This window comes from Proteus sp. G3927 (assembly GCF_963894685.1).
GTDB classification, from domain to species: Bacteria; Pseudomonadota; Gammaproteobacteria; order Enterobacterales; family Enterobacteriaceae; genus Proteus; species Proteus mirabilis.
Genome location: NZ_CAWQGX010000032.1, coordinates 70560 through 90293, shown reverse-complemented (window position 1 = coordinate 90293; position 19734 = coordinate 70560). Strand labels below are relative to the sequence as shown.

Below are 19734 nucleotides of genomic sequence, written 5' to 3'. Positions count from 1 at the left end.
AAAATTAAAAGGGTATTTTTCTTGTTTAGTCATTTTTATTAAACGAGCGTTTAACTTTAATAGGCTGATGAAGCTTTTAAATAAAAAGGGCTTTACAAATATAGTGAATGTATTGATAAAATTAATTAGTTAATTTTATAATAAAAAAGGAGCTTTAAGGCTCCTTTTTGTCTTGTGCATTATATCTATGCTCTGATTATTGCTGGTAATAATCTACATACCAATCCACAAACTGCTTCACACCATACTCTACTGCAGTGTTGGGTGAAAAACCTGTTGTCTGAGCTAAATCGCTACAATCAGCACAGGTTGAAAGTACATCACCATCTTGCATTGGCATTAAGTTCAATTTAGCTTTAATATTGAGTGATTTTTCTATTGCTGTAATAAAATCCATTAACTTTGTAGGTTGCCCATTACCCACATTATATATTTTATAAGGTGCAGAACTTGATGAAGTTTCCCCCTGCTCTACGGTCCAATTTGGGTTGGGTTCAGGAATAATATTAATTAAACGTACCACAGAACTGACAATATCATCGACATAAGTGAAATCACGGGTCATATTTCCGCCATTATAAACATCGATAGGCTCACCCGCTAACATAGCTTTAGTAAATTTAAATAGAGCCATATCAGGACGCCCCCAAGGACCATATACGGTAAAAAATCGCAGTCCTGTTGTGGGTAGCTGATATAAATGAGAATAGCTATGAGACATTAATTCGTTGGCTTTTTTCGTCGCAGCATAAAGTGACACCGGATGATCAACACTATCTTCTGTAGAGAAAGGTTGCTTTTGATTTAAACCATATACCGAGCTTGATGACGAATAAATCAAATGCCCAACGTTATGATGGCGACAACCTTCTAATATATTAATATGGCCTACAATATTAGCATCGATATATGCCATTGGGTTTTCAATTGAATAACGAACGCCAGGCTGAGCCGCCAAGTGAATAACTCGATCAAAACGGTGATCAGCAAATAATTGCGCAATACTCACTGAATCTGTAATATCAATTTTCTCAAATTGGAAGTTATCCAACTGATTAAGTTTAGCTAATCGTGCTTCTTTTAAGCGCACATCATAATAATCATTGAGATTATCTATCCCGATAACATGATAACCCATTTCTATCAAACGCTGGCTTAAATGGTAGCCAATAAATCCTGCTGCACCTGTTACTAATATTTTCATATTATACTCAAATAACCCAATTAATTGATTTCTGCGCTAAACGCTATCATGCTTAATATCACCTCAATTAACATCATAACGCTTAACCTAGTCAATGCCGATATATATATCAATATTAGCACTGTAATTTATCATCTTTTATAGCGGTACTTTTAAGCTTTAAGCCATAAATAAATGCCGCACCACATTATAAAATTAAAATGACAGTGCGACACTATTAACAAGATAAATCGTTAAATTTTGTTACTCAACACATTAAGCTTGCAGTGATTTTATCCATTTCGTGAACTCTTCGCCAAACTCTTCGTGCTGTAAACCATATTCAACAAAAGCTTTCATATAACCTAATTTATTACCACAATCGTGGCTTTTCCCTTGTAGGTGATAAGCTTCTACAGGCTCTTTTTCAATTAACATTGCAATCGCGTCAGTTAATTGAATTTCATCCCCTGCTCCTGGTGCCGTTTTGGCTAATAAAGGCCAAATGTTTTCAGACAACACATAACGACCAACAATAGATAAATTTGAAGGTGCTTCTTCTTTCTTCGGTTTTTCTACCACACGAGTAATGGGTTTACTGTCGCCAGGCTGTAAATGTTCTCCCATGCAGTCAACAATCCCGTAGTTAGATACTTCCTCTTCAGGAACAGGCTCTACTAAAATTTGACTTGCGCCAGATTGTTCAAAATGAGAAAGCATCTCTTTTAAATTAACCTTAGTCAGATCAGCACTATATCGGTCTAAAATAACGTCCGGCAAGATAACAGCGAAAGGCTCATCACCCACCAAAGGTTTTGCACATAAAATGGCATGGCCTAATCCTTTTGCTATTCCTTGGCGAGTTTGCATAATAGTAACGTGACTTGGACAAATACCTTGTACTTCTTCCAACAACTGACGCTTAACTCGTTTTTCTAAAATAGCTTCTAATTCAAAACTGGTATCAAAATGGTTTTCAATAGAATTTTTTGAAGAGTGTGTAACTAGCACAATTTCATTGATGCCAGCTGCTATACATTCATTAACAACATATTGAATTAAAGGTTTATCAACAACAGGTAGCATCTCTTTTGGGATAGCCTTGGTGGCAGGCAACATTCTTGTTCCTAGCCCTGCAACAGGGATCACCGCTTTTCTTACTTTACGCACCACTGATGACATTACTCTTCTCCTACAAATTAAGTACCATGATATTCCTATGATGTTATGGTACATATAAAAAAATAATCGCCAGAGTATACCAGCTAATATCTACGGATAAACAGAGCATCATCGCTTAATTGAGATTGTTCTTCATTTATGTTTAATATATGTGCAATAACAGATTTTATTTAATCTAAATTTAACGTTTATGTATAGGTGAGAACATTAAATTAATTTTATGGTGCTGATTCCAAATTTTACATTGCCAATCTATTCCCACACACTTTATTTGGTTAATATATAAAGAGTGTAGTGTTCCTAAAGGTATACCACTATTTAAAACATATTTTTTATTCTCTGTTTTTATTTCAGCTCGTAGTCCTGCTGACGCTAATAATATATTTTTTTCCTTGGTGTGGTAATAACCTAAAATTAGCGGGAATGATCCTCTCACCCCCATATCCTCAAGCATTTTATTGATTTTATTCAATATGTTATACATACTAGGTAAGAAGCGTCTTTTCTCAGTAGCTTTTAGGAAACGATTAAAAACCACCCTTAAAAGCAGCGCAACGAGTAACCCATTTTCTTCATCATTAGAGACGTCAACACAGTAAAAAATGATTTGATCTTTTGATAAAGTCGCTATATCAAATAACAACCCCATTTGGGATGCATCATTTAATTGACGATAATTAACATTATATCCTGCGACAATTTGTTTAACTTGCGGTTGCATCTGTTTAACAAAGGATTGAATATAATGAGGCTGTTCTCGTAAGTTATTCCAAAGAGGTCCAAGTTGTCCTCTTGCAATTAATTCAGACTCAAAAAAACCTGGACATAATACTTCAATGACCTTCTGTTTTAACTTAGCTAAATTAGTTACGGGCTTAAGAAAAACGTCCTGAGCGCCAAAGCGCAACATATCATCAATTTCAGCCATGTTGTCAGTACATGAAATAGCAATAACAGGAAAAGACCAGTGACGCTGCTCTAGATGACATAAAAAAGTCGGCCCATTCATAACAGGCATTCTGATATCACATAAAATAAGATCAGGTCTTAGTCCCTCTTCAAGTAACAACAATGCTTGGCTACCATTGTCAGTCGCATAAACGCAAGCCTTTTCGTGTGAAAAATACTCAGTGAGCATGGTGCGAAATACAACCTCATCATCAATAATGAGAATTTTTTTACCGACTAAGGCTTTATTCATTAGTAATACCCATAACTATCATTTCACTTGCAGTTTATTTAGCGTTACATTATTAGTTTAGTTCAACATTGACGTTTATTATTCCTAATCGCTATTTTTCTGATGGGGATCGTCGTATAAAAATGGATCAGGACATTACCTTGTCAAATTTATGCCCCTGCAATAGCCAATTGCCTTATAGTGAGTGCTGTGAGCCTTACTTATTAGGGACAAAAAATGCCCCTACAGCTCAAGCGTTAATGCGCTCTCGCTATAGTGCTTTTGTGACTCATAATGCAGATCACCTAATCAAAACATGGCACCCTTCGTGTCGTACACCTTCTTTACGGGATGAGTTAATCGCCACGTTTCCCAATACACAATGGCTAGGGTTACATATTATATCGGCACAAGAAAACCCTCGTGATAACGAAGCCTTTGTTGAATTCTCAGCTTGCTTTATTGAAATAAATGCTGATGATAAGCAGTATCTACATGAACGCTCTCGTTTTCTAAAAATAGACGACTGCTGGTTTTATATTGATGGTGTACAGCCTAAAGTAGGACGAAACGATCCCTGTCCTTGTGGCTCAGGCCGTAAATACAAAAAATGTTGTGAACACAACAGAAAATAATTGCAAACACAGAAGTAAATTAAAGGATTTATCCATACATGCAACACCAAAATACTCAAAAGAAAATACTACGTACTATTTGTCCAGATGCGAAAGGGCTTATCGCAAAAATTACTAATATTTGTTATAAACATCAGCTCAATATTGTTCAAAATAATGAGTTTGTTGATCATCGCACTGGCCGCTTTTTTATGCGCACTGAGCTAGAAGGCATTTTTAATGATGAAACCTTTTTAGCCGATTTAGATGATGCACTTCCACAAGGCTCACAGCGAGAGCTTAATACTGCCGGTCGCCGCCGTATCGTCATTATGGTCACTAAAGAAGCCCATTGTATTGGTGACCTCTTAATGAAAAGCGCTTTTGGTGATCTGGATGTTGAAATTGCAGCAGTTATTGGTAATCACGACACGCTAAAACACCTTGTTGAGCAATTTGGGATCCCTTTCCATCTCATTAGTCATGAAGGGTTAACCCGTGATCAGCATGATGAAAAACTGATAGCACAAATTGACCAATACAAACCTGATTATGTGGTATTAGCTAAATATATGCGTGTATTAACCCCCGCATTTGTACAACATTACCCAAATCAAATTATTAATATTCATCACTCTTTCTTACCGGCATTTATTGGCGCCCGCCCATATCATCAAGCCTATGAACGTGGTGTAAAAATTATTGGCGCCACAGCTCACTATGTAAATGATAATTTAGATGAAGGCCCTATTATTACTCAAAATGTAATAAACGTAGACCACACTTTTTCAGCAGAAGATATGATGCGCGCAGGACGGGATGTAGAAAAAAACGTACTAAGCCACGCCCTCTATTGGGTGCTCTCGCAACGTGTTTTTGTCTATGGCAACAGAACAATTATTTTGTAGGCTTACCCGTTTTAAATTAGTGTAACTACGACACAAGCCTAAAGTAACAAGAGCCTGGGATAGTTATTTTATCACAGGCTCTTTTTATTTTTTGTTACACATCCAAGTCAATCACTATAGCTTTCTATCTAAAATCAATACGATATAGCACAACAGTTAAGCAAAGCGGATATTTTTAAAGCAGTTGATCGCTTTTTCTTAAAATAGCACTTTACACATCTCAGGTATTTGGTATTATTGCGCCCGCTGTCACGGACAGCAAGACAATTTAATGTTGGTGGGATACCCAAGCGGCCAAAGGGAGCAGACTGTAAATCTGCCGTCACAGACTTCGAAGGTTCGAATCCTTCTCCCACCACCATCTTCAATACTCTTCACTATTTTTTCATTCCAATTCTTTTATTAAATCAACAAACCTGTTCAATATACTCGAGTGATATTTAGATTTATAGATATAACAATTATAAATCAGCTCCGTTTGTGTTAAAGGTATAAAGCACAGTTGCTTTTCATCCTCACTTTTAATCGGGTTTTCATCAGTAAATAATAGCGAATGGTGAGTTTGAATAAAGTTTAAACAACAATTTAAATCATCCATCAATCTAATACTGACAGGTTTACCCTGATCCGCTATTTCATTTTCTAATTTCTTTATTTTTGCTGTTTTATATAAAGCGGGATCACATAACCAAATATTTTCTTTTAGCAATGTATTGATATTCTCTTGTGCTTTTTGTGCTAAGATTTGTTGGCAACATATTCCTAGATATTTATTTTTAACTTGATGTATTAAGCTAAACTTTTCACTAATAATTTTATCTGAGCTTAAGATTAACGTGTTTCCATCATAATCTGGTATCTCTTCAAAATTATCCTTCGAAAATCTCATCATATTTATATGTGAACAATTCTTATTGGCTGCTTGATAGAGTGCTGTTAAATATTGACTTTTACCCCAATCATAATAAACATGAATGCTATTATTAATAATGCCCGATGTGTGTTTTTTTGTTATCTCTTTTTCTTGCAGATAAAGTGATTTTAAATCATTATAGAGTTCTAACCCTTCTTGCGTTAAACTCATACCAAACTTTTCCCGCTTAAACAAGCGCTTCCCTAGCACGGCTTCAAAATCTTTGATTGATTTCGCTACAGGTGGTGTCGTTCGGTTCATCACACGAGCAGCTTTACTTAAGGATCCATTTTCAACGACGGCCATAAAGGCCTCTAATTTACGAGAAAAAAACATAATCCACCATTCCTTTGCTGTGTTAAACAAAACAATTAAATTAATTTTATTAATATAAATAAAACACATATTAACTGAAAGAAATCCATGCGAAATAAATATTATTTTTAATTATCTTCACCTCCTATAAATATAATTTATAATTCAATTGATATTTTTATTCTGTCATTTTGCTTTACATATAAAAAATGATAATACTTATATTCTTCTATCAAAGAATAGTTTATGTTTCTACTTTATTTAATTAATATTTTTTGTTAGGCATAAACTTATTAATATTATTAGTTGCCATACATTTTGCTATTTGGCTACGATTTATCTATATCACGCGATTATATCTCGATGACAGGTATTAACATTGGCATGTAACCGACTTACATTTATTTCATTATCCTGTTAGTATAAGTTATCCTATTATTCAATCTATAAATGGTTATAGTCACATGAAATTTGTCTCATTCAATATTAATGGATTACGTGCTCGCCCTCATCAGCTCGAAGCCATTGTAGAAAAACACCAACCCGATGTTATTGGACTGCAAGAAACAAAAGTTCATGATGATATGTTTCCATTAGAAACTGTCAGTGCCTTGGGCTACCACGTTTTTTATCATGGACAGAAAGGCCATTATGGTGTGGCTTTGTTAACTAAGGCGAAACCTGTCGCGGTACGTAAAGGATTCCCTGGTGATGGTGAAGAAGCTCAGCGTCGTATGATCATGGCGGACATTGAAACCCCCGCTGGATTATTAACGGTAATGAATGGTTATTTCCCTCAAGGTGAAAGTCGTGATCATGAGACAAAATTCCCTGCTAAAGCAAAATTCTATGCTGATCTACAGCAGTATCTGACCACCAGCTTAACGCCTTCCTCTCCCGTACTGATTATGGGGGATTTAAATATTAGCCCAACCGATAAAGATATCGGTATCGGCGAAAATAATATGAAACGTTGGCTAAAAATGGGTAAATGTTCATTTTTACCGGAAGAGCGAGAGTGGTTAGCAACGCTTATGGGTTGGGGATTAACCGATACTTACCGCGCCCAACATCCTGAAGTCGAAGACCAATTTTCTTGGTTTGATTATCGCTCAAAAGGCTTTGATGATAACCGAGGCTTACGTATCGATTTACTGCTAGCAAGTCGTTGCTTAGCAGATAATTGTATTTCAACCGGCATTGACTACGATATTCGTGCGATGGAAAAACCTTCCGATCACGCACCTGTTTGGGCCGAGTTTAAGCTTTAATTCCCTCTCTTCCCCCCTTATTGATAAACCCCACTTTAAATAGATTAAAAGTGGGGTTTATTTATATATTAGTTAGCGTCTTACACAATCAACTAAGCATCACTCTTTATATTGCGATTCGTAGATTGAGACTGCGCTGAACGACTTTTCCTTTGTGCACTTTTTTTCGTCGCACCTTTACGTTTTTTATTCTGCGAAGGCGCAGGCAGGTTTCTAAACGCTTGAATATTAGGACGACGTTTAGCTTGAGTAATTAATTCAAATAGTGTGTTACTTAATGGCATCATAAAATCTTGATACTTAAATTGCTTCTCACTAATTTGCGTTAATATTGATTCCCAATGAGCGGTCATATCGGGTAATGTCGCCATATCTGGCAAAACATGAATTAACGCTCTTCCTGCTGGTGTCGAGTTGATAGCTCGTCCTTTCTTTTGCAGAAAGCCGCGTTTAAACAGTAATTCAATAATACCAGCCCTAGTCGCTTCAGTACCTAGCCCATCCGTCGCTCTTAGGATCTTCTTTAGCTCTTTGTCTTGCACAAAACGTGCAATACCGGTCATAGCCGAAAGTAGCGTAGCATCTGTAAAAGGTCTTGGTGGTTGGGTCTGCTTGGCAACAATTTCGCCTTTTTCACAAAGTAACTCATCACCTTTAGCCACAATAGGTAAGGCGCTACCATCATTTTCCGCATCTTGCTCTTTACTACCTAATAAGGTACGCCAGCCGGCTTGTGCTAAAAATCGTGCCTTAGCAATAAACTTTCCATTCTCAATATCGAGTTCAATCACACATTTGCGGTATACCGCATCTGGCATAAATTGCATTAGATATTGTCGGGCAATCAAATAGTAAATATTCTTTTCATTTTCACTTAATGAAATATTACCTGTTTTCGCAGTAGGAATAATGGCATGGTGCGCATCTACTTTCTTGTCATCCCAGCAACGGTTCTTTTTATCAATATCTAATGTTTCTTGTGGTAAAAGACTATTATCATGCACACTAATGGCATTCATCACCGCATGACGCCCAGCAAAGTGTTCATCAGGCAGATAGCGACTATCGGAGCGTGGATAAGTAATAAGTTTATGCGTTTCATATAAGCGTTGACATGTGTCTAACACTTGTTGAGCGCTTAAACCAAAGCGTTTCGCCGCTTCAATTTGTAAAGCAGATAATGAAAAAGGCAAAGGTGCGATTTCAGACTCTTGTTTATCTTGATAATCGGTAACATTAGCAGGCTTGCCAGCTATTCTATCAACAACATGCTCTGCTAATTTGCGATGTAATAAACGCCCTTCTTCATCTTGCCAAGGCTCGCAGTGTTCACTCGGCTGCCAAATAGCGGTAAATCGCTCATCTGCAGGAGTAACGATATGCGCTTTGACTTCAAAAAAATCTTTCGGTACAAAGTTTTCAATTTCTTCATCACGGCGTACGACTAAACCCAGCACCGGGGTTTGTACTCGCCCAACAGAAAGTACGCCTTGGTAACCATTGCGCTGTCCTAATAACGTGTAAGCGCGTGTCATGTTAATGCCATATAGCCAATCCGCCCTCGCTCTTGCTAAGGCAGAAACACATAATGGAATAAATTCATGATTGTAGCGGAGCTTATCAATTGCTCGAGATACCGCGGCGGGGTTTAAATCGTTAATCAGGCAGCGGCGTGCCTGTTTTCTTTGAGCATCACTAATATTAAGGTAATTAAGTACTTCATCTACTAACAGTTGCCCTTCGCGATCGGGGTCTCCTGCGTGGATCACTTCATCGGCTTGTTTTAGTAATGTGTTGATCGTATCTAGCTGTTTTTTCACATCAGCGCGCGGTTTGAGTTGCCATTTATTCGGAATAATGGGCAAATCATCTAACGACCAACGCGCATAGCGCGGATCATATGCATCCGGCTCAGCCTGCTCAAGTAAATGACCAACACACCACGTCACATACTGGTTATCACCACAAACAATAAAACCATCACCACGTTTATGCGGTTTTGGTAATACATCAGCAATAGCTCGAGCAAGGCTGGGTTTTTCTGCAATAAATAATCTCATTACGTTAGTTTGTCACTTCAATTAACGCTCTTCCTGCTTTCGGCTCTGTTAATTCACCGATCGAGGTCAAATCAATATTAAAGCGTTTAGCAACTTCTTTTACTTGCTCAACGGCTTCTGGCTGTACTGCCAGTAATAAGCCACCTGAAGTTTGCGGATCACATAATAATTTACGTTGCATTTCGCTGATATTACCAATCAAATGGCCATAACTTTCAAAATTACGTCCAGTACCGCCCGGTACACATCCTTGCTCTATATACGCTTCTACTTCAGGTAATCGTGGTACTTGTGAAAAGTGAATAGTGGCTTGTAATCCAGAGCCTTCACAAATCTCGCTAAGGTGACCTAATAGACCAAACCCCGTCACATCGGTCATTGCCGTGACCCCTTCAATATCAGAAAAATCAGTACCCGCTTTATTCATACGGCACATAATTTCAGTAGCTAGGCCCTGATGCTCAGGTTTTAATAAGCCTTTTTTCTCTGCGGTAGTTAATACCCCAATACCTAAAGGTTTAGTTAAAAAAAGTTGGCATCCTGCTTTAGCAGCACTGTTTTTCTTAATTTTACTCACCGGTACAACGCCCGTTACCGCTAAACCAAAAATAGGTTCAGGAGCATCAATCGAATGCCCACCAGCAAGGGAAATCCCTGCTTCTTGACAGGCAGCTCGTCCACCTTCGATAACTTCACGAGCAATTTCAGGCGCAAGTTTATCAATTGGCCAACCTAAAATTGCTATTGCCATAATAGGTTTACCCCCCATAGCGAAAATATCACTAATCGCATTAGTCGCCGCAATACGCCCAAAGTCATAGGGGTTATCAACAATTGGCATAAAAAAATCAGTGGTACTGATAATTCCAGTGCCATTACCTAAATCATAAACAGCGGCATCATCTTTCGTTTCATTACCAACCAATAAATGGGGATCGTGAAACTTAGCCTGTTCACTATGTAAAATCGTTTCCAAAACTTTTGGTGAAATTTTGCAGCCACATCCGGCACCATGACTGTATTGTGTTAAACGAATTGCTTCAGACATAACATGTCATCCTTTTAAAAATAAGTCACAAAATCAGTTAAATCAGCAGGAGAAACCGTTGTAGGTGCTTTCAATGCGGGAGTACCAAGATATAAGAAACCAACAATATGGTCGTGCTCTCCACAACCTAATCCCGCTCTTACCACTGGATCATGAGTCCAAGAGCCTGAACGCCAAATACCACTATAACCTTGTGCCACTGCAGCCATTTGCATCGCCTGAACACAACAGCCTGCCGCAACAATTTGCTCCCATTCAGGAACTTTAGGATGCGCTTTAACTTTGGCAATCACGGTAATAATTAAAGGTGCACGAAAAGGTGCGTTTTTTGCTTTTTCTTCTACCTCAGCACCTAGTTGACTCACCACCGCCGCTTTATGTAATAATTGACTAAAACGCTCAATACCATCCTCTTTCATCACGACAAAGTGCCAAGGTTTAAGGGCGCCATGATCGGGGGCTCTCATACCAGCTTGTAAAATAGCTTCAAGCTGTTGGTTATTTGGGGCTGGAGTAGTCAGTCGAGACGCTGAACGTCGATTTAAAAGCAGTGTTAATGCATCCATTTTTGTATTCTCCTGTCAGTATTATTGTAGCAAAATCCCTTAAGATCAGGGATAGACAGTTGTTATCAATTCGCAGTATAACAAAATGTTATATTACCACCACCGAGAAATTTAAGCGGATATTTTTAGCTAAAATAGGATTGTACCTAAGCCAATATTGAGCGTTTGTTCAAAATATGAATGTTTTAGCTTTTAGGTGTAATACACTGCCCAAGCGCAATAAAATACGTGACAGACTTTCGCTAGTCGCTATATTAGAATGGTGTTTAAATATTTGCAGTCTAAGTAGTCAATCGAGTTTTGTTATTAAAGGATCGAAGTGAGATGTAGGGAATATTAGCGTTTTTTATTCTAAAAATAGCCGTGACCTCTGCTGTCTATTGTTCACCTGCAAGGCATACTCTCATGTAAATAAGGTATGTTGTGGCTATACAGCTAATTTCTTGAGTCGCTCAATATTGAAATAAATACTTTAATAATAGAAACTTAAACCTTTACCATCAATTCTAGCATAACTGTTTAGGATTAATTTTTAGCTTTACATGATGTGGAGATAATATGAGTAAAATTATGGAGTTAATCGGCACTATTTTTCGATTTAGTTGGCAGGCGATTAACTTTATCAGGAAACTAATCTTAAACGTTATTTTCTTCTTTCTACTTTTTATGGGTGTAGGACTCTATTTCATCGTCCAAGAAACGCAAAAACCTACCGATTATCAAGGTGCATTACTGGTTGATTTAAAAGGCGTTATTGTTGACCAAACAGCTAACCAAAATCCTTTAGGGCAAATGAGCCGAGAGCTTTTGGGTGTTTCGGGTAGCCAGTTACAAGAAAATTCGTTATTCGAAGTCGTTGATACCTTACGCAAAGCAGCGACTGATCCCAAAATTAAAGGAATGGTACTAAAACTTGACGAATTTGCTGGGGCAGACCAACCTTCACTCAATTATGTTGGTAAAGCGCTGACTGAATTTAAAAAAACAGGTAAACCTATCTATGCGATTAGTGGTTATTATAGCCAACCGCAATATTACTTAGCCTCTTATGCAGATAAAATTTATTTAGCATCACAAGGTGCTGTGGGTATTTATGGTTTAGGTTTTAGTAATCTCTATTACAAATCGCTATTAGAAAAACTTAAAGTTAATACCCATATATTCCGTGTGGGAACCTATAAATCAGCTGTTGAACCGCTGATGCGCGATAATATGTCTGATGAAGCCCGAGCCGCATCTAGTCGATTAGTTTCCGTACTCTGGTCTAATTATTTAACGCAAGTTGCAGAAAATCGTAGTATTACCAAGGAAGATGTTTTCCCTGGTGCAAAAGAGATGATAGTTGAGTTGCGTAAAGCCGATGGCGATAATGCTACTTATGCACTTAATCGCAAATTGGTCGATACTGTTAGCTCTTATGCCCAATTTGAAGCGGATATGAAAGAGACCTTTCAATGGGATCATGAAGCTAAGCAGTTTAACAATATTAGTATTTATGATTATGCTGATAACCTCACCGCATTCGCCCCAGAAAACGAAGACGGCAATATTGCGGTTGTGGTCGTTCAAGGCGCAATTATTGATGGTGAAAGCATTCCTGGCTCTGCAGGTGGTTCAACCATTGCTAATCAAATCCGTCAAGCGCGTTTAAATCCTAATATTAGAGCATTAGTATTACGAGTTAATAGCCCCGGTGGTAGTGTATCTGCATCTGAGCAGATCCGCAGTGAAATAGCCGCCTTTAAACAAGAGAAAAAACATGTCGTGGTTTCAATGGGCGGAATGGCTGCATCAGGGGGATATTGGATCTCTACACCTGCGAGTAAAATTATCGCTAGCCCTTCAACATTAACAGGCTCTATTGGTATATTTGGTGTCATCAATACCTTTGAAAATAGCTTAGAATCAATAGGTGTGCATAGTGATGGCGTGAGTACATCGCCTCTTGCAGGACTTTCGGTAACCAATAAATTACCAGAAGATTTTTCAGAGCTATTCCAACTTAATATTGAAAGTGGCTATAAAACATTCCTGAAATTAGTAGCTGAATCACGTAATAAAACACCGGCACAAGTTGATCGTATTGCGCAAGGTCGTGTTTGGGTTGGTGTTGATGCTAAACAAGTAGGATTAGTTGATGAATTTGGTGATTTCGATGATGCTATTAATGCAGCAGCAACCATGGCAAAAATCAAACAACCAGTCATTGATTGGATGAAACCGGAATTAAGCTTATCAGAGCAAATATTAATGAGCTTATCGGCCAATGCAAAAGCCATTATTCCTGATCCATTACAAGCCTATTTACCTGCACCGGTATTTAAAGAAGTTAAAACACAAACTGAGTTTTATCGTAATATGAACGATCCGCAAAACCGCTATGCGTATTGTTTATCTTGTGGTGATATTCAATAAATAAGTGTGCTCCCGCTCAATATGAGCGGGATTATCTTAGCCTTTGATTATTTTTTAGTTATTTTGCTAAATGGTGTAAATAATGATTTAAAACATCAATTGCTGTATTTCAATTGTGCTTTTTGTCTCCCCTTTCTTTTTTTATTCTGCAAACCCCCTATAATCAACTCTTTCTTATCGCTTAATTCATAAGAGTGTTAGGTCTGATGCAAAAAAAATCCATTTACGTTGTGTATACTGGTGGAACTATCGGTATGCAACATTCTGATCACGGCTATATACCTGTATCAGGACATTTACAACGCCAATTAGCTAAGATGCCCGAATTCCATCGTGAAGAGATGCCCAATTTCACAATCAAAGAGCACCTTCCTTTAATTGATTCATCAAATATTACCCCCGAAGATTGGCAATCTATCGCTGATGATATTAGCGATAATTATTGCCACTATGATGGTTTTGTCATCTTGCATGGTACCGATACCATGGCATTTACCGCTTCTGCACTTTCCTTTATGTTTGAGGGGCTGGCAAAACCAGTTATCGTCACCGGCTCTCAAATTCCATTAGAAGCTTTACGCTCAGATGGACAAACTAACCTATTAAATGCTCTCTATATTGCTGCACATCATCCGATTAATGAAGTTGCACTGTTTTTCAACAATACTCTGTATCGTGGTAATCGTGCGATAAAAGCACATGCAGATGGCTTCAATGCTTTTGCTTCTCCTAATAGTGCGCCTTTATTAGAAGCAGGCATTAATATTAAAACGTTTAAAATAAACCCATTACCTAAGCCAAAAGGTGAGTTTATTGCTCATCATATTACCCCTCAACCAATTGGTGTGGTGACAATATATCCGGGACTTTCTGATGAGGTGGTGAAAAATATCTTAATGCAACCCGTTAAGGCACTTATTTTGCGCTCTTATGGTGTGGGTAATGCCCCTTCTCATCCCGCCTTGTTATCAACGCTACGCGAAGCAACTGAGCGCGGTATTGTCGTCGTTAACCTAACACAATGTATTTCTGGTCGTGTCAATATGGGGGGCTATGCAACAGGACAAGCACTCGCCGATGTTGGGGTGATCAGTGGTTATGATATGACTTTTGAAGCAGCGTTAACTAAACTCCACTATCTACTTAGTCAACAATATAGCTATACTGAGATCTGCCGTTTAATGCAACAAAATCTCCGTGGTGAAATGACATTAAACGATGACGACTAGGTCTAATCAAAGGTAACTCCTGTGAAAAATTCAGCGTTATTATTAGTTGATCTACAAAATGATTTCTGTACCGGTGGCGCATTGGCTGTTAAGGAAAGTGATACCGTCATAGATACGGCAAATCGGCTTATTGATTATTTTCAACGCCATCAGCGTCCTATTATTGCGAGTAAAGATTGGCATCCCGCAGATCATCTCAGCTTTGCAAAAAATTCAGGTACTGTTGTTGGCGAAGTTGGCCAATTAAATGGCCGTCCACAAGTTTGGTGGCCAGTGCATTGTGTACAAAATAGCCATGGCGCTGATTTTCATCCCTTATTAACAGATGATTTAATTAGTCATATTATTTATAAAGGCCAAAATCGACTTATCGATAGTTATAGTGCTTTTTTTGATAATGACCATGAATATCAAACAGGATTGCATACTCTTTTACAAAGCATGCAGATCGAGCATCTCACCATTTTAGGGATAGCAACTGATTATTGCGTTAAATTTACCGTGTTAGATGCATTACAATTGGGTTATCAAGTATCAGTGGTTATGGATGGTTGTCGAGGTGTCAATATTCAACCAGATGATAGCCAGCTCGCATTTAATCAAATGCAACAACATGGGGCAGTTTTAGTTGATTCAGTAACAGTGCTTAAAAGTGACAAATAATATAAACAACATGATTAGCAATTATCATTCTCTACTTGTATGAATAGTAGAACTAAAAAGTGGTGATTTATCAAAATAAATCACCACCGTTACGCTAACTTTCATTATTTAAATTTAAAAACGTCTTAATCATCATCCATTGGTGTTAATGTGGCTAAACGTTCAGCTTGAAATTGCGCTTTTAGCTCTTGTTTGCTTTTCATCGTAATTTGTCCGTTTGTGCCAACCGTCATATGTTCCGGATTATGGTTATTCTGTGCTTGCCATAAGAGAACAATTTGCATGCAATGCTCTTTTTGCTCTGCAGTGAGTGCAACGCCGTCTGGCCATTTACCTAGCTCAACTGCGGTAGAAAGACGTTGATAAATCTCAGGTGTGACCATTGAAATTAAATCATTAACTTCCATTGATTGCTCCATATATCAAATTACCACGCAAAAGCTGAATCGTTTTTTTATTTGTTAATTTATTGTTAATAGTGACTGTTTAGCCCTTTTGCACTTCACCTGTTTCTGTATTGCTAAATGCCAAAGAGGCAGAATTAACACAATAACGTTGTCCTGTCGGTGCTGGGCCATCATTAAATACATGCCCTAAATGCGCTCCACATTGACGACAGCGGATCTCTGTTCTTTTCATATTATGCGAAAAATCATCAAGATAAAGAATTGCATCATCACTTACAGGTTGATAAAAACTTGGCCAGCCACATCCTGCATCAAATTTAGTTTCCGAATAAAACAAAGGCGCAGAACAACATAAGCAATGATAAATACCTGTTTCTCTATTATGTAATAATTTACCACTAAACGGCGGTTCAGTACCCCGCTGTTGCGTCACATAATGCTGCATTTCATTGAGGTTTGATAAATCAATGTGATTGTTATCACTTGAAATATGCACTTTTTTTTCATTATTGCTCATAAACACCTCACACTGACAAAAATGTTTTTTAAAACAACAGCAAATAATAACAAAGATTTAACAACAAATCTGGAAAATATAGTCTAAAATCAATGAGAGTAATCTTTAGTTTTTGAAATGTGATACATTTCACATAACGGAGCAAAGGTAACTTCATTTATCGGCAATGATCCCGATAATACACAGCGTAATATTTATCTAAAACGACCAATCCTTAAGCAAAAAGTGTTTTTTTAATTGATTTTTTGCAATTATTGACACGATTCCGCTTGACGACTGGCGCGGTTTTGGTAACTTTAGAAGCAACTTTTTAATTCACTAATAAAGCTGGTGGAATACATATGACTATCAAAGTAGGTATTAATGGTTTTGGTCGTATCGGCCGCATCGTTTTCCGTGCTGCACAAGAACGTTCAGATATCGAAATCGTAGGTATTAACGATCTGTTAGACGCAGAATACATGGCATACATGCTGAAATACGATTCAACTCATGGTCGTTTCAACGGTACTGTTGAAGTAAAAGATGGCCACCTCGTTGTTAATGGTAAAACCATCCGCGTAACATCAGAAAGAGATCCAGCAAACCTGAAATGGAACGAAATTGGTGTTGATGTTGTTGCTGAAGCAACTGGTCTGTTCTTAACTGACGAAACTGCACGTAAACACATCCAAGCTGGTGCGAAAAAAGTTGTTCTGACTGGTCCTTCAAAAGACAGCACACCTATGTTCGTTATGGGTGTAAACCACAAATCATATGCAGGTCAAGATATCGTTTCTAACGCATCTTGTACAACTAACTGCTTAGCGCCTTTAGCAAAAGTTATCAACGACAAATTCGGTATCGTTGAAGGTCTGATGACAACTGTTCACGCAACAACTGCAACTCAACGTACTGTTGATGGTCCTTCAATGAAAGACTGGCGTGGTGGTCGTGGTGCTTCTCAAAACATCATCCCTTCATCAACTGGTGCTGCTAAAGCAGTAGGTAAAGTTATTCCTGAACTGAACGGCAAACTGACTGGTATGTCTTTCCGTGTTCCTACTCCTAACGTTTCTGTTGTTGACTTAACTGCACGTCTGGAAAAACCAGCAACTTATGCTCAAATCTGTGAAGCAATCAAAGAAGCTGCCGAAGGCGAACTGAAAGGCGTTCTGGGTTACACTGAAGATGCAGTTGTTTCAACTGACTTCAACGGTGAAGTATTAACTTCAGTATTCGATGCTAAAGCAGGTATCGCGCTGAATGACAACTTTGTTAAATTAGTTTCTTGGTACGATAACGAAGTTGGTTATTCAAACAAAGTTCTAGATCTGATTTCTCATATCTCTAAATAATTAGAGTTTAGAAAGCCAAGATTGATTTTAGAGCCACCCTTTCGGTGGCTCTTTTATTTTTTTACTCGGCAGTTTATTGTATTCAAATAGTCCGCGACATAAGGTTATAAAATAATGAATGAGAAAATTTTTTCTTTGCCGGTTATTGAACAAATATCACCTTACTTAAGTCGACGCCAATTAGGTGAACTCCCTATTCTGGTGATCTCTCACCCCAAAGTACGTGCGGCTATTAGTCTTCAAGGTGCCCATCTTATCGCATGGCAACCCGCACAAACGCATCCCGTTTTGTGGCTCAGTGAAGATGCCTTATTTACTCCCGGTGTTGCTATTCGTGGTGGTATCCCTATTTGTTGGCCTTGGTTTGCCTCAGCGGGAACCCCAAGCCATGGATTTGCACGTATCTTACCTTGGGAATTTAGTGCTCATTCTGAACAAGAAGACGGAGTGCTTATCACCATGACACTCAAAGAAAGTGCACAAACTCAAAAGTATTGGCCTCATGAATTTACTGTTATTGCTCGATTTAAATTAGGTGATACCTGTGAAATTGAATTAGAGTCATACGGTGACTATGAAGCCACTGCGGCGCTACACTCCTATTTTAATGTCAGTGATATCGATAAAGTTTCCATTACAGGCCTTGGTGGTCACTATATTGACACAGTGGCGGATAAAGAAGTTTATACCGACGAAACAGCCCTACGCTTTAACGGCCGTACTGACAGACTTTATACTGAACCTGAAGATTTTAATCTTATTCATGATGATGGTTGGGATCGTACTATTGAGGTTCACCATTATCATCACAGTGATGTCGTTTGTTGGAATCCGGGTGCAGAACTCGCCAGTTCAATGAAAGATATGAGCTCAGGTGGTTACCGTAAAATGGCATGTGTTGAAACAGCTCGTATTCATCGTCCACTTAAGCCGGATAATGTTCATCCTGGGCGTTTATCTGCTGTGATACGTGTACGCAAAAATATTGCTGAAAAATAGTTTGCCACTCTACTTTGTCGAACGAAAAAAGCTTCGAACAAATTCGAAGCTTTTAGTTATCGAAAGCAACTTAACTTACCGTTTTACCGTTTTACCGTTTTACCGTTTTACCGTTTTACCGTTTTACCGTTTTACCGTTTTACCGTTTTACCGTTAGAAAGTATAAGTGACACCTGTCCATAAAATAGCCGTTACCGATTTATTTACCATCGGGCTATCTTTAACTTCGCTGGGTAAGCGATCCACTCGTCCCATCGCGAAGAAATCCCAGTTTTCAGCAAACTTATAGTTAGCTGAGATTTCAACATAAGGTCTCCAGCTATCATTTGGTCGATATTCAGCTAAACCACTACGCTGAGATTCTCCCTGACTAATCCCATATGCGTAACGATTCTGCTTTTTATTTTCCCAAACAGCACCAATTCCCGGTTGAAGTGACCAATTTCCTAGTTCAAAAGGATAAAGGTAAGCAGCATCAGCAATAATGCCATTACTTTTACCTAAAAGATCACCAGAAATAATCCCTCGTAAACTTCCCCATGACTCATGATGTTTATAGGTAAATCCACCCATGACGGTATCACGGCGACGATTAAGTTTTTTCATCTGCTCATCATCAGAGTCACTTGGTTTAAATGCTTGTGGGTAATAGTGAACATCGACAGACAGCTGATCTTTCGGTGAATTCCATAAATAATATCCTGCGGCTAATGTCGCAAAATAGAAATTTTCAGATTGATAATTAACCAAAGGTACAGGTAATAAATAGTCTTTAGATTTAGCACCCTTATAAGGTGTTACTTGTGATAATACAGAACCCCCTATTGACCATTCTCCCGCGAAGGCTGTCGGTGTACTCAATCCAGCGATTATGGCTAAAGAAATAACAATTTTCTTTTTACTCACGATGATTTTCCATATTGTCTT

Annotated in this window: 18 protein-coding genes and 1 tRNA gene; 9 read left to right on the top strand and 10 right to left on the bottom strand. The window is 38.2% G+C overall.

Going from position 1 to position 19734, the window contains the following annotated elements:
- Positions 1-196: 196 nt before the first annotated feature.
- The 3 genes from AACV00_RS15300 to rssB form a co-directional block, all read right to left on the bottom strand.
- Complete coding sequence (locus tag AACV00_RS15300) at positions 197-1204, bottom strand: NAD-dependent epimerase (RefSeq protein WP_036971759.1); 1008 nt, start codon at positions 1202-1204, stop codon at positions 197-199.
- A 255-nt stretch (positions 1205-1459) separates the two neighbouring features.
- A complete protein-coding gene (gene galU, locus AACV00_RS15295; protein ID WP_004243251.1) occupies positions 1460-2365 on the bottom strand; it encodes a UTP--glucose-1-phosphate uridylyltransferase GalU in 906 nt (301 codons plus the stop codon).
- Positions 2366-2546: 181 nt separating this feature from the next.
- Entirely contained in the window at positions 2547-3566 is a 1020-nt protein-coding gene (gene rssB / locus AACV00_RS15290; protein ID WP_012368013.1) for a two-component system response regulator RssB, read from the bottom strand.
- Between the two features lie 122 nt (positions 3567-3688).
- Between rssB and AACV00_RS15285 the strand changes: the two genes are divergently transcribed.
- The 3 genes from AACV00_RS15285 (at position 3689) to AACV00_RS15275 (ending at position 5428) form a co-directional block, all read left to right on the top strand.
- A complete protein-coding gene (locus AACV00_RS15285; protein ID WP_004243253.1) occupies positions 3689-4180 on the top strand; it encodes a YchJ family protein in 492 nt (163 codons plus the stop codon).
- 38 nt (positions 4181-4218) lie between these two features.
- Positions 4219-5067 carry a formyltetrahydrofolate deformylase gene (purU, locus tag AACV00_RS15280; RefSeq protein WP_004243254.1) on the top strand — a complete coding sequence of 283 codons (849 nt, stop codon included), beginning with the start codon at positions 4219-4221 and terminating at the stop codon, positions 5065-5067.
- A 276-nt stretch (positions 5068-5343) separates the two neighbouring features.
- Positions 5344-5428: transfer RNA gene (locus AACV00_RS15275), tRNA-Tyr, on the top strand.
- Positions 5429-5452: 24 nt separating this feature from the next.
- On the opposite strand, the gene AACV00_RS15270 is transcribed toward AACV00_RS15275, so the two are convergent.
- The gene (locus AACV00_RS15270; protein ID WP_012368015.1) at positions 5453-6316 is read right to left on the bottom strand and encodes a helix-turn-helix domain-containing protein; all 864 of its coding nucleotides are present in this window, start codon (positions 6314-6316) and stop codon (positions 5453-5455) included.
- A gap of 443 nt (positions 6317-6759) precedes the next feature.
- On the opposite strand from AACV00_RS15270, the gene xthA reads away from it, so the two are divergent.
- Positions 6760-7566, top strand: coding sequence for an exodeoxyribonuclease III (gene xthA / locus AACV00_RS15265; protein ID WP_004248228.1), 807 nt, complete (start codon positions 6760-6762; stop codon positions 7564-7566).
- Between the two features lie 92 nt (positions 7567-7658).
- Here xthA and AACV00_RS15260 read toward each other — a convergent pair whose 3' ends face one another.
- Genes AACV00_RS15260 through AACV00_RS15250 form a run of 3 tightly spaced genes read right to left on the bottom strand, consistent with a single transcriptional unit; the run spans position 7659 to position 11240 of the window.
- Complete coding sequence (locus AACV00_RS15260) at positions 7659-9626, bottom strand: DNA topoisomerase III (RefSeq protein WP_161680345.1); 1968 nt, start codon at positions 9624-9626, stop codon at positions 7659-7661.
- A gap of 4 nt (positions 9627-9630) precedes the next feature.
- A complete protein-coding gene (selD, locus tag AACV00_RS15255; RefSeq protein WP_004243259.1) occupies positions 9631-10674 on the bottom strand; it encodes a selenide, water dikinase SelD in 1044 nt (347 codons plus the stop codon).
- A 14-nt stretch (positions 10675-10688) separates the two neighbouring features.
- Positions 10689-11240: an NAD(P)H nitroreductase gene (locus tag AACV00_RS15250; RefSeq protein ID WP_004243260.1), complete on the bottom strand. Its 552-nt coding sequence runs from the start codon at positions 11238-11240 to the stop codon at positions 10689-10691.
- Between the two features lie 558 nt (positions 11241-11798).
- On the opposite strand from AACV00_RS15250, the gene sppA reads away from it, so the two are divergent.
- The 3 genes from sppA to pncA all read left to right on the top strand — a co-directional run bounded on the left by sppA (position 11799) and on the right by pncA (position 15547).
- Entirely contained in the window at positions 11799-13655 is a 1857-nt protein-coding gene (sppA, locus tag AACV00_RS15245; RefSeq protein ID WP_004248232.1) for a signal peptide peptidase SppA, read from the top strand.
- 206 nt (positions 13656-13861) lie between these two features.
- Positions 13862-14884: an asparaginase gene (gene ansA, locus AACV00_RS15240; RefSeq protein WP_161680347.1), complete on the top strand. Its 1023-nt coding sequence runs from the start codon at positions 13862-13864 to the stop codon at positions 14882-14884.
- 21 nt (positions 14885-14905) lie between these two features.
- On the top strand, positions 14906-15547 hold the full coding sequence (gene pncA / locus AACV00_RS15235; RefSeq protein ID WP_063108370.1) for a bifunctional nicotinamidase/pyrazinamidase: 642 nt from the start codon (positions 14906-14908) through the stop codon (positions 15545-15547).
- Between the two features lie 125 nt (positions 15548-15672).
- On the opposite strand, the gene AACV00_RS15230 is transcribed toward pncA, so the two are convergent.
- Positions 15673-15954: a YeaC family protein gene (locus tag AACV00_RS15230; RefSeq protein WP_004248238.1), complete on the bottom strand. Its 282-nt coding sequence runs from the start codon at positions 15952-15954 to the stop codon at positions 15673-15675.
- Between the two features lie 79 nt (positions 15955-16033).
- Positions 16034-16471, bottom strand: coding sequence for a peptide-methionine (R)-S-oxide reductase MsrB (gene msrB / locus AACV00_RS15225; RefSeq protein WP_049217324.1), 438 nt, complete (start codon positions 16469-16471; stop codon positions 16034-16036).
- 341 nt (positions 16472-16812) lie between these two features.
- Here msrB and gapA point away from each other — a divergent pair, with 341 nt between their 5' ends.
- Positions 16813-17808 (top strand): glyceraldehyde-3-phosphate dehydrogenase, encoded by a 996-nt coding sequence (gapA, locus tag AACV00_RS15220; RefSeq protein ID WP_004243268.1) that lies wholly within the window; start codon positions 16813-16815, stop codon positions 17806-17808.
- Positions 17809-17922: 114 nt separating this feature from the next.
- Positions 17923-18807, top strand: coding sequence for a D-hexose-6-phosphate mutarotase (locus AACV00_RS15215; protein ID WP_004243269.1), 885 nt, complete (start codon positions 17923-17925; stop codon positions 18805-18807).
- Positions 18808-18960: 153 nt separating this feature from the next.
- Here AACV00_RS15215 and AACV00_RS15210 read toward each other — a convergent pair whose 3' ends face one another.
- On the bottom strand, positions 18961-19713 hold the full coding sequence (locus AACV00_RS15210; RefSeq protein WP_004243270.1) for a MipA/OmpV family protein: 753 nt from the start codon (positions 19711-19713) through the stop codon (positions 18961-18963).
- Between the last annotated feature and the right edge of the window lie 21 nt (positions 19714-19734).

Excerpts from the sequence above, each read along its gene's own strand:
- AACV00_RS15300 (WP_036971759.1), bottom strand. The coding sequence starts at position 1,204 with ATGAAAATATTAGTAACAGGTGCAGCAGGATTTATTGGCTACCATTTA.
- galU (WP_004243251.1), bottom strand. The coding sequence starts at position 2,365 with ATGTCATCAGTGGTGCGTAAAGTAAGAAAAGCGGTGATCCCTGTTGCA.
- rssB (WP_012368013.1), bottom strand. The coding sequence starts at position 3,566 with ATGAATAAAGCCTTAGTCGGTAAAAAAATTCTCATTATTGATGATGAG.
- AACV00_RS15285 (WP_004243253.1), top strand. The coding sequence starts at position 3,689 with ATGGATCAGGACATTACCTTGTCAAATTTATGCCCCTGCAATAGCCAA.
- purU (WP_004243254.1), top strand. The coding sequence starts at position 4,219 with ATGCAACACCAAAATACTCAAAAGAAAATACTACGTACTATTTGTCCA.
- AACV00_RS15270 (WP_012368015.1), bottom strand. The coding sequence starts at position 6,316 with ATGTTTTTTTCTCGTAAATTAGAGGCCTTTATGGCCGTCGTTGAAAAT.
- xthA (WP_004248228.1), top strand. The coding sequence starts at position 6,760 with ATGAAATTTGTCTCATTCAATATTAATGGATTACGTGCTCGCCCTCAT.
- AACV00_RS15260 (WP_161680345.1), bottom strand. The coding sequence starts at position 9,626 with ATGAGATTATTTATTGCAGAAAAACCCAGCCTTGCTCGAGCTATTGCT.
- selD (WP_004243259.1), bottom strand. The coding sequence starts at position 10,674 with ATGTCTGAAGCAATTCGTTTAACACAATACAGTCATGGTGCCGGATGT.
- AACV00_RS15250 (WP_004243260.1), bottom strand. The coding sequence starts at position 11,240 with ATGGATGCATTAACACTGCTTTTAAATCGACGTTCAGCGTCTCGACTG.
- sppA (WP_004248232.1), top strand. The coding sequence starts at position 11,799 with ATGAGTAAAATTATGGAGTTAATCGGCACTATTTTTCGATTTAGTTGG.
- ansA (WP_161680347.1), top strand. The coding sequence starts at position 13,862 with ATGCAAAAAAAATCCATTTACGTTGTGTATACTGGTGGAACTATCGGT.
- AACV00_RS15230 (WP_004248238.1), bottom strand. The coding sequence starts at position 15,954 with ATGGAAGTTAATGATTTAATTTCAATGGTCACACCTGAGATTTATCAA.
- msrB (WP_049217324.1), bottom strand. The coding sequence starts at position 16,471 with ATGAGCAATAATGAAAAAAAAGTGCATATTTCAAGTGATAACAATCAC.
- gapA (WP_004243268.1), top strand. The coding sequence starts at position 16,813 with ATGACTATCAAAGTAGGTATTAATGGTTTTGGTCGTATCGGCCGCATC.
- AACV00_RS15215 (WP_004243269.1), top strand. The coding sequence starts at position 17,923 with ATGAATGAGAAAATTTTTTCTTTGCCGGTTATTGAACAAATATCACCT.